Here is a 12,151-nt window from a genome sequence, read left to right on the forward strand (position 1 = left end):
GGGCTGCCATGGACTGGACCACGCTGCTTTTCAGCTTCAAGGGACGGATCAACCGCGGCAAATACTGGCTCGCGATCCTGATCTACATAGTGGCCTGGATCGCCTTCGTGGCTGCTGCCGTGATGTGGCTCGGCGGCTTTGACACCGATCGCCTGTTCAGCATGGTCGGCGGCGCGTTGCTGCTGTGGCTGGCCGCCATTGTCCTCATCACCGCCGGTACATGGTCCGGCATCGCCACCGGCATCAAGCGGCTGCATGACCGCGAGAAGAGCGGATGGTGGATCCTGGTGTTCTGGCTCGGCCCCAGCGTCCTCAGCGGCATCGGCAGCACCAGCAGCGCGAGCACCAGCTTCGTCTTTCATATCGCCAGCTTCGCCGTGACCATCTGGGCCATCGTCGAACTTGGCTTCCTGCGCGGCACCGCCGGGCCGAACGAATACGGTCCCGATCCGCTTGCCGCGCTTGCCACTGCACCAAGGGTCTGATGTCCACCGACGCTCTCTCCATCGCTCAAGATCTTCTCCGCTGCCCCTCAGTCACTCCTGCTGACGCCGGCGCCCTCGGCGTGCTGGAGAGCCTGCTGACGTCGGCTGGCTTCGAAGTCCATCGCGTCACCTTCAGCGAGGAAGGCAGCGCCGACATCGAAAACCTCTATGCCCGTATCGGGACTTCCGCGCCGCATATCTGTTTTGCTGGCCATACCGACGTGGTGCCGCCCGGTGATGAAGCGGCGTGGACCCATGGCGCTTTCTCCGGCGACGTGACGAACGGCCTGCTCTACGGCCGCGGCGCGGTGGACATGAAGGGTGGCATCGCCGCGTCAGTCGCCGCCGTGCTGGACTATCTGGCGGCGAATGACGGCAAGCCGCAAAAGGACGGCGGCGGTTCGATCTCCTTCCTGATCACCGGCGACGAAGAAGGCATTGCCGTCAATGGCACCGTGAAGCTGCTCCAATGGGCGGCCGAGCGTGGCGAACGGTTCGATCATTGCATCGTCGGCGAGCCCTCGAATGTCGAGGAGATGGGCGACACCATCAAGATCGGACGCCGCGGGTCGCAATCAGGCACGCTGGTCGTCGATGGCGTGCAGGGCCATGTCGCCTATCCGCATCGCGCATCGAATCCGGTGCCCGACATCGCCGCGTTGATCACAGCGCTGAGCAGCGATCCGCTCGATCAGGGCAATGCGCAGTTTCAGCCGTCCAATCTCGAATTCACCTCGGTGGATGTCGGCAACAAGGCGACCAACGTCATCCCCGCGCAAGCGCGGGCGAAGTTCAATATCCGCTTCAACGACCATCACACGCAGGCGTCATTGCGCGACCTGATCGATGCACGCGTCGCAACTGCCGCCGGCAATCGCATTCGCGCGCATGTGATCTGGGAGCCGAGCAATTCGGACAGCTTCGTCACAAAGCCCGGCGCCTTTACCGATACGGTCGTCGCCGCGATCAAGGATGTCACCGGCCGTACACCGGATCTCAACACGGGCGGCGGAACTTCGGATGCGCGCTTCATCAAGAACTACTGCCCGGTGATTGAATTCGGCTTGGTCGGGCAGACCATGCATCAGATCGACGAACACACGAAGGTTGCCGATCTGGAGAAGCTCACCCAAATCTATCGTGGCGTGCTGGATCGGTATTTCGCATGAACGGCAAGATTCTCGTCCTCACCGCGCTCGAAAGCGAGCTCGACAAATCACGCGCGCCTGCCGAGATCGAGGTGATTTTCACCGGCGTCGGCAAGATCAACACCACGATCGCAACACTTCAGGCTGTGCAGGCCATGCAGCCAAAGCTCGTCGTGAACTACGGCACCGCCGGCAAGCTAAACACCAAACTCAACGGCCTGGTCGAGGTCAGCGACGTGATCCAGCGCGACATGAATGCCGAGCCGTTGGCGCCGCGCGGCCGCACGCCCTTTGCGCCCGATCTCGACCGCCTGGTCTCGGGCCAGCGCGGCGTGATCTGCGGCAGTGGTGACAGTTTCGTCACCTCCACCGATCCTTGGCTGGTGTCGAACAATGTCGATATCGTCGATATGGAACTGTTTGCCATCGCGCAGGTCTGCCTGCGCCACGGCATTCCCTGGCGCGCCTTCAAGTTCATCACCGACGACGCCAATGATTTTGCGCATGAGCATTGGACGGCGAATGTCGCGAATGGACAGGATCTGTTCTGGGACGCGATGAAGGGCGTGAAAGTCTAGTAGTCGACCTTTACCAGATACAGCCCATCCGGCGGCGCCACGATGCCGCAGGCGCTGCGGTCCTTCGCGGCAAGCGCCGCAGCCAGATCGTCCGGCGTCCAGCGGCCGTTGCCGACCCAGACCAGTGAGCCAACCATCGAGCGCACCTGGCTGTGCAGGAACGAACGTGCGGAGGTCGTGATGGTGATCGCCTCACCGTTCTGCACCACATCGAGCTGATCGAGCGTGCGGATCGGCGACTTGGCCTGGCATTCGGTATCGCGAAAGGTCGTGAAGTCGTGTCGACCGAGCAAACGCTTCGCAGCCTCGCTCATGGCAGCGACATCGAGCGGGCGCGGCACGCGCCAGACCCGGCCGGCATCGACGGCGAGGTTCGCGCGACGATTGGTGATGCGATAGACATAGTGGCGCTTGATGGCCGAGAACCGCGCCTCGAAATCATCCGGCACGATATCCGCCGACAGCACGCCGACCGGATGCGGCCGCAGATGGGCATTCATGCCATCGCGAAAGCGACCCGGCACCAGCACTTTCGGCACGTCGCAATGGGCGACCTGGCCGAGCGCATGGACGCCGGCATCGGTGCGACCGGCGCCATGGACGCGGATCGGCTCGCCGCAAATGGCCTCGGCGGCACGCTCCAGCGCGCCCTGTACGGTCAGCGTCGCGTTGGCCTGCACCTGCCATCCGGAAAATGGCGCGCCGTCATATTCGATGATCATCTTGTAGCGCGGCATCAGCCCACCCGCAGCGGCGGCTTCAACGGCGTGCCACGCAGAAATTCACTGGCCTTCATCGGCTGCTTGCCGGCGCGCTGCAGATCGATGACGCGGATCGCGCCCTCGCCGCAGGCGACGGTGAGCTGATCGTCGATGATCTCGCCGGGCGCACCCGCGCCCTTTGCAAGCTCGCAGCGCAGAACCTTCACGCGTACCGCCTCGCCCTCGATCGGCACTTCGCACCACGCGCCGGGAAACGGTGACAGCCCATGGCAATGCCTGAGCACCTCGCGCGCCGGCTTCGACCAGTCGATCTTGGCCTCCGCCTTGTCGATCTTGGCCGCGTAAGTGACGCCGTCTGCGCTCTGCGGGGTCAGGCTCAGCCGTCCCCTTTCCAGCGCACCCATGGCCCGCACCATCAAGTCGGCACCAAGCGGCGCCAGCGCATCGTGCAGGTCCAGCGCCGTCATCGCATCGGTGATCGCCAGGCGCTCGGCCATGGCGACATCGCCGGTGTCGAGGCCGACATCCATCTTCATCACCATGACACCGCTCTCGGCGTCGCCCTCCATAATGGCACGATTGATCGGCGCCGCGCCGCGCCAGCGCGGCAGCAGCGAGCCGTGCAGGTTGAAACAGCCCATGGGGGGAACATCGAGAATATTCTGCGGCAGGATCATGCCATAGGCGACGACGACCGCAGCCTCGGCCTCAAGCGACCGGAACTCGACTTCCGCCTCCGGCGTCCGCAGCGTCTTCGGCGTGAACACGGGAATGCCGAGCCGTTCCGCCTCGCGCGCCACCGGCGTCGGCTGCAGCTTCATGCCACGGCCAGCGGGCTTTGCTTCGCGGGTATAGACCGCCACGATCTCATGGCCATGGGCCACGAGTTCGAGCAGCGTCGGCACCGCGAAATCCGGCGTGCCCATGAAGATCAAACGAAGCGACATAGGTCGGAGCCGATCTGTTGCAGCGTTACGCGGAGAAACCTACTCCGCGCGCTTGGCGAGCTTGGTGAACTTCTTCAGCACGCGGTCGCGCTTCAGCTTGGAAAGGTAATCGACGAACAGCACGCCATTGAGATGGTCGATCTCGTGCTGAATGCAGGTGGCGAACAGACCAGAGGCCTCTTCCTCGATGGTCTTGCCGTCGAGGTCCATATAGCGAATCCGCACTGTCGCCGGGCGTTCCACTTCCTCGTAATATTCGGGAATCGACAGGCAGCCTTCCTCATAGACCGAGAGTTCTTCCGAGGCCGAGATGATCTCCGGATTAATGAAGACGCGCGGCTTCTTGCCGTCCTCCTCGTCGTCCTTCTTGGCGATGTCCATGGTGATCAGCCGCAGCGGAACCGCGATCTGGATCGCCGCCAGCCCGATCCCGGGTGCGTCATACATCGTCTCGAACATGTCGTCGGCGAGCTTGCGCACCTCTGACGTCACCTTCTCGACTGGTTTGGAGATCAGCCGCAACTGTTTGTCGGGCAGGATAATGATTTCACGAATGGCCATGGCGGCGATTTAATCTGCGCGCCGGTCCGGGTCAATCCGCTGGAAAAGCTGGACTTTGAAGGACGTTAACTCCCCGCTAACCATGAAAATTGAGGCGCGGTTAACCATGCTGGTTAAGGTCCGCTTAACCACATTTCTTAGGCTTGGGTTAACCAGGAAAATTCATTTTGCATTAACCATAAATGTTCCCTCTTCGTTCGCGCAACCGACCGAATCGGCTACAAGGATGGGATGAACGAGATTCTTTTCATGATCGGCGACATGCCGGTCACCGCCGGCGTGGCATTGATGGGCTTCAGTGCTCTGGCGCTGGGTTTGCTGCTCACCATCGCCATCATCATCGCTCGCTCCGGTAGCCGCGGCGCCGCCATGGCCATGGCCCAGGCGATCCGCGCCGACGAACTGGAAGAACGCCTCAGCGAAGTGCTGAAAGCACAGAACGAAGCCACCGGCCGCGTCGACGCCATGGGCCAGGCCTTGGCGGGCCGTCAGGCCGACATGGCACGCGCGGTGTCCGAGCGGCTGGACTCCGTGACCCATCGCGTCGGCCAATCCATGGAACAGACCACGCGCAACACCATGGAAAGCCTGAGCGCGCTGCATGAGCGCCTGGGCATTATCGACAACGCCCACAAGAATCTCACCGACCTCACCTCGCAGGTGACGACCTTGCGTGACGTGCTCGCCAACAAGCAGTCACGCGGCGCCTTCGGTCAGGCGCGGATGGAAAGCATCGTCAAGGACGGCATGCCGAGCGGCGCCTATGCGTTCCAGCACACGCTATCGTCGGGCAAGCGGCCGGACTGCGTGATCTTCCTGCCGGACCAGCGCCCGCTGTGCATCGACGCGAAATTCCCGCTGGAAGCCGTCACGGCGCTGCATGACGCGCGCAGCGATGACGAGAAGAAATACGCAGCGCAGCGCTTGCGCGCGGACGTGATGAAACATGTCACCGACATCGCCGAGAAGTATCTGGTGGCCGGCGAGACGCAGGATACGGCGCTGATGTTCGTGCCATCGGAGTCCGTCTATGCGGAAATCCATGACGGCTTCGACGACATCATCCAGAAGGCCTATCGCGCCCGCGTCGTGCTGGTTTCCCCCTCGCTGCTGATGCTGGCTATCCAGGTGATGCAGCAAATCCTGAAGGACGCGCGGATGCGCGACGCCGCCGACCAGATCCGCACCGAGGTACTGAATCTGGGCGACGACCTCACCCGGTTGCGCGATCGCGTGATGAAGCTGCAGACGCATTTCGGGCAGGCCAATGAGGACGTCCGCCAGATCCTGATCTCCGCCGACAAGATCGAGAAGCGCGCCGGCCGCATCGAGGAACTGGATTTCAGCAAGAGCGAGCCCGCGGCCGAGGTAGCCCCGGTCATCGCGAAGACCGCCGCCCCCGACATGTTCGCGCCACTGCCGCGCAAGATTCAGGCAGGGGAATAGCTCCAGAACTCCAACTGTCATCGCCCGGCCGAGCGCGCAATTGCGCGCTTGGACCGGGCGATCCAGTATCCGGCGGCGGTTGTAGTTTGCTATGAAGTATCAACGTTAAGGGCAGTGTATACTGGATCGCCCGGACAAGCCGGGCGATAACAACTGAGAAAGTGGTGCCGAGAGGCAACTGAGTTATTGCGCCCTCACCGGCAGATGATCGGATACAGATCGTCCCAGTTCGGATTATCCTTCTCGATCAGCGCAATCTTCCATTCCCGCTTCCACTTCTTGAGCCGCTTCTCACGAAGCATCGCGTATTCGATATTGTCGAAGTGTTCGAAGTAAACGAGGCGATCCACACCATATTGCTTCGTGAATCCCTCTGCGGCTTTCGTTTTGTGTTCGTATACGCGGCGAATGAGATCGTTCGTCACGCCGATATAAAGCGTTCCGCCGATGTCGCTTGCTAGAATGTAGACGTAAAAGTTGTAGGCACGCATCGTCAGGACTCGCCACTGCCGTTGCACCAAACTCACTTGTCGTCACCCGGCTTGACCGGTTGACCCAGTATACACCGACCTTACGTTCGTACGACGCTGCCAAACACAACCAACGCCGGATACTGGATCGCCCGGTCCTAGCGCGCAATTGCGCGCCAGGCCGGGCGATGACAACCGAGGGGAAGGATACGAAGCCACAGGCCGCTCCTTCCCGAATCTGCTAACCCTTCCCCATGACCAGCGCGCCAGACTCGTCCGAAGCCGCCCACGCCCTGAAGCCCCGTGCCACCTGGCGCGAGAGCATGGCGGTGTATCTGCAGCCGCGGGTGCTGATCGTGCTGCTGCTTGGTCTGTCGTCGGGTCTGCCGCTTGCATTGTCCGGTTCCACGCTGCTGGTGTGGATGCGCGAATCCGGCGTCGATCTCGGTACCATCGGGTTGTTCGCCCTCGTCGGCACGCCCTACACGCTGAAGTTCCTTTGGGCGCCGCTGGTCGACGCGCTGCATGTGCCGTTCTTCACGCGGCAATTCGGCCGCCGCCGTGGCTGGCTGGTGTTCTCGCAACTGTTGCTTATCGGCGCGATCCTGCTCCTTGCACTGACCGACCCCGCCCGCTCGCCACTGTTCGTCGCCCTTGGTGCGCTGCTGGTCGCTGCGATGTCATCGACGCAGGACATTGTCGTCGATGCGTTTCGTGTGGAGAGCCTGCCGGAGAGCGAACAGGCGGCCGGCATGGCGTCTTATGTCGCGGCCTATCGCATCGGCATGCTGATCTCGACCGCCGGCGTGCTGTTTCTGGTCAGCGCCTTCGAAAGCACCGGCATCGCGCGCTCCACCGCATGGATGTGGGGCTATGTGGCGATGGCTGCGATGGTGCTGATCGGCACAGTCACAGCGCTTGCGGCCACCGAGCCCGAGCAATCCGCGCAGGCCGAAGCCGCCACACGCGGCGACAGCGCCTTCACGCGCGTGCTGCAGGCCGCAATCGGCGCGTTCTCCGAATTCCTGGCGCGCAAGGACGCCTGGGCGGCGCTGGCGTTCGTGGTGCTGTTCAAATTTACCGACGCCTTTTCCGGCACCATGACCGCGCCCTTCGTGATCGATCTCGGTTTCACGCGGAATGACTATGCGGCCATCGTCAAAGGCGTCGGCCTTGCCGCGACGCTGATTGGCGGTTTCGCTGGAGGTTTTGTCGCGCGGCGCTATTCGCTTGCGGCGAGTTTGTGGATCGGCGCCGTGTTGCAGGCGGTGTCCAATCTCGCCTTCTCGTGGCTCGCCATCGTCGGCGTCAATCAATGGGCGCTGGCACTGGCCATCTCGGTCGAGAATTTCACCAGCGCCATCGGTACGGTGATCTTCGTGGCCTACCTTTCGGCGCTGTGCAAAAACCCGCTGCACACAGCCACGCAATATGCGCTGCTCACGGCGCTCGCTGCGGTGGGGCGGACCTATCTGTCGGCAGGTGCAGGTTACGTCGCGCAGGCGACGGGATGGCCGATGTTCTTCGTCATCAGCGTGGTCGTCGCGGTGCCGAGCCTGATCCTCCTGATCTGGCTGCAGCGCCGCGCGCATTTCGAGATGCTGGGGCCGGTAAGGGTTTAACCGAAGCGAACTCAGTTCGGCTTCGTCACCACGCTCCATTTCGTCACCAGCGCTTCACTCATCTGCCCGGCCTGCTCGGCGCAGGTGACTTCAGCAACCTTGAGCGCAACTTCCTTGCCGACAAGCTTCTTCAGCTGCGTGGCCTGCACGTCATTGGCAACGACGATCTCGAACGTCTCAGGTCCGGTCTCAAGATTGCACAGCCCTGCAGGCGCCGGCAGCCGACGCGGCTCGCTGACCACTTGATACACATTGGTGCGCTTGCCCTTGGCATCGCGGCTGCGCATGGCGTTGAGCTGCCCGGTCAGCACATCGCCGATCTTCATGGTCTTCGGTGCCACCGGTGCGGCTGGCGGAGCCGGCGTTTCGGTCGCGCCTCTGGCAGCCGTAGCAAACAGGCCGGCCGCACAAATCGCAGCGGCCCAGGTCGGCAAAGCCTTCAAGTCATATCGTGTCATCAATGCTCTTCCAGTCTTAAAACAGCGTCCGCTGTCGCATTGCTGCCGACAGCGTGCCTTCGTCGAGATAATCGAGTTCACCACCAACCGGCACGCCATGTGCCAGCCGCGTCACCTTCACATTGGCCTCCTGCAGGAGGTCGGTGATGTAATGTGCCGTGGTCTGCCCATCCACCGTCGCATTCAGCGCCAGGATGATTTCGCTCACCTCTGAATCATGCGCACGTGACACCAGCGCGTCGATGGTCAGATCCTGCGGGCCGACGCCGTCGAGCGGCGACAGCGTTGCACCCAATACATGATATTTGCCCGTCGTCGCATGGGCGCGTTCGAGCGCCCACAAGTCCGCGACATCGGCGACCACCACGATGGTCGAGGGATCGCGGCGCGGGTCCGTGCAGATCGTGCAGGGATTCTGCGTATCGATATTGCTGCAGACCTTGCAGACCTGAATCCGGTCGATCGCCACCTGCAAGGCACCGGCTAGCGGCGTCATCAGCGCCTCGCGCTTCTTGATCAGATGCAGCGCGGCACGCCGGGCCGAGCGCGGGCCAAGACCGGGCAGCCGCGCCAGCAGTTGAATCAGGCGCTCGATTTCCGGGCCAGCCGTGGATGCCATCTCAGGTGAGGCCCATCCCCGGTGGCAGACCGAGGCCGCCGGTCAGCGCCTGCATCTTCTCCTGCATCGCGGCTTCCGCCTTCCGGCGCGCATCGCCCAATGCAGTCACCAGTAGGTCTTCCAGAATCTCGACTTCATCGGCTTTGACCAGCGACGGGTCGATCTTCACGGCCTTCACCTCGGTCTTCGCGGTCATGCGGACCGACACGAGACCACCGCCGGAAATGCCTTCGACCTCGACATGGTCGAGCTCGTCCTGCATCGCCTTCATCTTCGATTGCAGCTGCGCTGCCTGTTTCATCATGCCGAGAAAATCAGCCATGAGTTTTCCTTCGCAGTTCGATTAATCGTCGTCGTTGAGACCGTCGGTCGCGTCATCGCTGATCAGGTCGCTATCGCTGCCGTTGAAGTCCGGCGGCTCAGGGGCGATGACACGAACCTCGACCTTCGCACGCGGAAACCGTGCCAGCACTTCCTTGACCCGCGGATCGGCTTCCGCCGCGCGCTGGCGTTCGTTCTTCTGCTCGAGCTGCTGATCGCGCAGCGTCGGCTGTCCCTGCTCGTTGGACACGATCACGGCCCAACGCCGGCCGGTCCACTGTTCGAGCTTCCGCGACAGATCGTTGATCAGCGTGCGCGACGCGGTGCGCTCCATCGCCAGCTCAAGCCGCCCGTCCTCAATCCTGATCAGGCGCACATCGGCTTCGAGCGCTCCGCGCACCATCAGGTCGCGTTTCTCGCCGGCCAGTGCGACGAGTTCAGGGAAGGTGGAAATCTTCAGCACCGCTGCGGGCGGTGCATCTGCCATGCCGACTTGCGGCCGCGGCGATGGTTCCGCGCCGCCGCGCTGCATGGTCGGACCACGCGACGCACTCGCTGACATCGTCGGCATGGCGGACGGCATCTGCGCTGACGGCAAAGATGCCGAGGGAGCGGACGATGGCGCGGCACGGCCTCCACCATTCGTTGGGATCATCGGCGACGTCCCGCCATTCTGGTCGAGCATCCGGATCGCTTCATCCGGCGTCGGCAGATCGGCAACGTAAGCGATGCGCACCAGCACCATCTCTGCGGCGGCGGCGGGACGCGTCGCGCCCTGCACCTCGGTGATGCCCTTGAGCAGCATCTGCCACATCCGCGACAGCACCCGCATCGACAGCTTCGAGGCGAAATCGCGCGCGCGCAGACGTTCGGTCTCTCCAAACGCGACATTGTCGGCGGTTGCCGGCACGATCTTCACGCGGGTGACGAAATTGACGAATTCGGCAAGATCGCTCAGCACCACAATCGGATCAGCGCCGACGTCGTATTGTTCGCGAAATTCCTTAAATGCACTGGCGATGTCACCGCGCGCCAGCGAATCGAACAAGTCGATCACGCGGGTGCGGTCAGCAAGGCCGAGCATCTGCCGCACAGCATCGGCGCGGACCGTGCCCGCGGCATGCGCAATCGCCTGATCGAACAGCGACAGCGAATCGCGCACCGAGCCTTCGGCGGCGCGGGCGATGATGCCCAGCGCTTCCGGCTCGACCTCGACATTCTCTTTGCCCGCGATGTTCGACAGATGCGACATCAGCACGTCGGCATCGACGCGGCGCAGGTCGAAGCGCTGGCAGCGCGACAGCACCGTCACCGGCACCTTACGGATTTCGGTCGTGGCGAACACGAACTTGGCGTGTTCCGGCGGCTCTTCCAGCGTCTTCAGGAACGCGTTGAAGGCGGCGGTCGACAACATGTGGACTTCGTCGATGATGTAGACCTTGTAGCGCGCGCTGGATGGCGCATAGCGGACGCTGTCATTGATCTGGCGAACATCGTCGACGCCGGTGTGGCTCGCGGCGTCCATTTCGAGAATGTCGATATGCCGGCTTTCCATGATCGCCTGGCAATGGATGCCCGGCGTCGGCATATGGATGGTCGGGCCTTTGACCGAGCCATCGGCCATTTCATAATTCAGCGCGCGCGCCAGAATACGCGCCGTCGTTGTCTTGCCGACACCGCGGACACCGGTAAGGATCCAAGCCTGCGGAATCCGGCCGGTCTCGAACGCGTTGGAAACGGTGCGGACCAGCGCTTCCTGGCCGATCAGATCGTCGAAACTGCCGGGGCGGTATTTACGCGCGAGCACGCGATAGGGCGTGGCGGCAGCAGGCGACGGGGCAGCGCCCATATCGAAACCGCTCTGGTGATCATCAGGAGGGGACGTGCCAGCGTCGGTCATCGAGGAATCCGCAATGTGTTGTCTCGTAAAGCCGGCTTGCGGAACATCTGGCGCATCATAGGCGGAACGGGACACAGGTTCCGGCCTTCGATGCTGCCTCACTCATCGAACAAGGCGCCCACCGAGCTAACGACCCATGTGCAGGACGCTGAATTTGCTCGATAAAACAAGTAGGAGACTGACGAGCGACCCGATCCGGATCTCGTTAGGGCTGCTTCCTTCCGGACCTGACCCGATTGGCGAGTGGCTCGTCCACCGCCAATCTCCCGGTGCTTATTTGGGGCCAAAATGGTCGGAAAGCAAGCGCGGCGCGTGTCGCAAGTCCGCCGCAAGTTTTGCGCAGGAAAGCCGCAAGAAAACGTGGTCCAGACGCGCAAAACCGGCCATGACGGGAGTTGTCTGCGCAGCCGCTTCCTGCGACGCTGTGCGCCTTAATCGAGAGTCAGAATGGCCGCTCCCTCCTCCTGGTCGCTGCACGAGCAGCTGCAACAAGACACCATCGACATCGGCGACCTCCCTCTCAGCCGCGTGCTGGTGGTGAAGGACGCGCACTACCCCTGGCTGATGCTGGTGCCGCGCCGCGCCGACACGACCGAGATCATCGATCTCGACGAGGTCGCGCAGGGCCAGTTGGTGACCGAGATCAACCGCGTCGGCCGCGCGCTCAAAGAAATCACCAAATGCGACAAGCTCAATGTCGCGGCGCTCGGCAACATGGTGCCGCAGTTGCACGTCCACATCATCGCGCGCCGCAAGACCGATGCCGCCTGGCCTCGGCCGATCTGGGGCGTGATGCCACCACTCGCCCATGACGCGGCAGAAGTGCAGCGCTTCATCTCAGAACTCCGCCGCAAGATCTGGCTCGGTTGACCAT

General features: G+C 62.7%; 14 protein-coding genes and 1 other RNA gene. 6 read left to right on the forward strand and 9 right to left on the reverse strand.

All coding sequences use genetic code 11. From position 1 onward, the window contains the following. The first annotated feature begins 8 nt into the window (after positions 1–8). From LPB73_RS22620 to LPB73_RS22630, 3 genes are read left to right on the forward strand one after another with little or no spacing between them, the layout of a single operon-like run. Positions 9–485, forward strand: coding sequence for a DUF805 domain-containing protein (locus LPB73_RS22620; RefSeq protein ID WP_093759806.1), 477 nt, complete (start codon positions 9–11; stop codon positions 483–485). Beyond that, the gene (dapE, locus tag LPB73_RS22625; RefSeq protein ID WP_231078268.1) at positions 485–1,654 is read left to right on the forward strand and encodes a succinyl-diaminopimelate desuccinylase; all 1,170 of its coding nucleotides are present in this window, start codon (positions 485–487) and stop codon (positions 1,652–1,654) included. The genes LPB73_RS22620 and dapE overlap by 1 nt, the downstream gene beginning before the upstream one ends. Continuing rightward, complete coding sequence (locus LPB73_RS22630; protein ID WP_089262806.1) at positions 1,651–2,211, forward strand: 5'-methylthioadenosine nucleosidase; 561 nt, start codon at positions 1,651–1,653, stop codon at positions 2,209–2,211. The genes dapE and LPB73_RS22630 overlap by 4 nt, the downstream gene beginning before the upstream one ends. Here LPB73_RS22630 and truA read toward each other — a convergent pair. The 3 genes from truA to def are packed head-to-tail and all read right to left on the reverse strand — an operon-like array spanning position 2,208 to position 4,441. Then, positions 2,208–2,948: a tRNA pseudouridine(38-40) synthase TruA gene (gene truA / locus LPB73_RS22635; protein WP_184513178.1), complete on the reverse strand. Its 741-nt coding sequence runs from the start codon at positions 2,946–2,948 to the stop codon at positions 2,208–2,210. The genes LPB73_RS22630 and truA overlap by 4 nt on opposite strands. Further along, a complete protein-coding gene (fmt, locus tag LPB73_RS22640; protein WP_231078269.1) occupies positions 2,948–3,880 on the reverse strand; it encodes a methionyl-tRNA formyltransferase in 933 nt (310 codons plus the stop codon). Before fmt ends, truA begins: the two co-directional genes overlap by 1 nt. Positions 3,881–3,919: 39 nt before the next feature. Then, positions 3,920–4,441 carry a peptide deformylase gene (gene def / locus LPB73_RS22645; RefSeq protein WP_089262812.1) on the reverse strand — a complete coding sequence of 174 codons (522 nt, stop codon included), beginning with the start codon at positions 4,439–4,441 and terminating at the stop codon, positions 3,920–3,922. Positions 4,442–4,672: 231 nt separating this feature from the next. On the opposite strand from def, the gene LPB73_RS22650 reads away from it, so the two are divergent. Then, positions 4,673–5,887: a DNA recombination protein RmuC gene (locus LPB73_RS22650; protein WP_120288250.1), complete on the forward strand. Its 1,215-nt coding sequence runs from the start codon at positions 4,673–4,675 to the stop codon at positions 5,885–5,887. A gap of 194 nt (positions 5,888–6,081) precedes the next feature. Here the strand turns inward: LPB73_RS22650 and LPB73_RS22655 are convergent, their stop codons facing one another. Next, the gene (locus tag LPB73_RS22655) at positions 6,082–6,378 is read right to left on the reverse strand and encodes a GIY-YIG nuclease family protein (protein ID WP_120288249.1); all 297 of its coding nucleotides are present in this window, start codon (positions 6,376–6,378) and stop codon (positions 6,082–6,084) included. A 233-nt stretch (positions 6,379–6,611) separates the two neighbouring features. Between LPB73_RS22655 and LPB73_RS22660 the strand changes: the two genes are divergently transcribed. Further along, entirely contained in the window at positions 6,612–7,979 is a 1,368-nt protein-coding gene (locus LPB73_RS22660) for an AmpG family muropeptide MFS transporter (protein ID WP_231078270.1), read from the forward strand. Between the two features lie 11 nt (positions 7,980–7,990). On the opposite strand, the gene LPB73_RS22665 is transcribed toward LPB73_RS22660, so the two are convergent. The 5 genes from LPB73_RS22665 to ffs form a co-directional block, all read right to left on the reverse strand. Further along, entirely contained in the window at positions 7,991–8,437 is a 447-nt protein-coding gene (locus LPB73_RS22665; protein ID WP_231078271.1) for a hypothetical protein, read from the reverse strand. 16 nt (positions 8,438–8,453) lie between these two features. Next, positions 8,454–9,056 (reverse strand): recombination mediator RecR, encoded by a 603-nt coding sequence (gene recR, locus LPB73_RS22670; protein WP_089262818.1) that lies wholly within the window; start codon positions 9,054–9,056, stop codon positions 8,454–8,456. A 1-nt stretch (position 9,057) separates the two neighbouring features. After that, positions 9,058–9,378, reverse strand: coding sequence for a YbaB/EbfC family nucleoid-associated protein (locus LPB73_RS22675; RefSeq protein ID WP_089262819.1), 321 nt, complete (start codon positions 9,376–9,378; stop codon positions 9,058–9,060). Positions 9,379–9,399: 21 nt separating this feature from the next. Next, positions 9,400–11,277 carry a DNA polymerase III subunit gamma/tau gene (locus LPB73_RS22680; RefSeq protein ID WP_231078272.1) on the reverse strand — a complete coding sequence of 626 codons (1,878 nt, stop codon included), beginning with the start codon at positions 11,275–11,277 and terminating at the stop codon, positions 9,400–9,402. Between the two features lie 170 nt (positions 11,278–11,447). Then, positions 11,448–11,544: signal recognition particle sRNA small type (ffs, locus tag LPB73_RS22685), an RNA gene on the reverse strand. Positions 11,545–11,724: 180 nt separating this feature from the next. On the opposite strand from ffs, the gene LPB73_RS22690 reads away from it, so the two are divergent. Next, complete coding sequence (locus tag LPB73_RS22690) at positions 11,725–12,147, forward strand: HIT domain-containing protein (protein ID WP_231078274.1); 423 nt, start codon at positions 11,725–11,727, stop codon at positions 12,145–12,147. The last annotated feature ends 4 nt before the right edge of the window (positions 12,148–12,151 follow it).

This window comes from Tardiphaga sp. 37S4 (assembly GCF_021044645.1).
In the GTDB taxonomy this organism is placed as follows: domain Bacteria; phylum Pseudomonadota; class Alphaproteobacteria; order Rhizobiales; family Xanthobacteraceae; genus Tardiphaga; species Tardiphaga robiniae.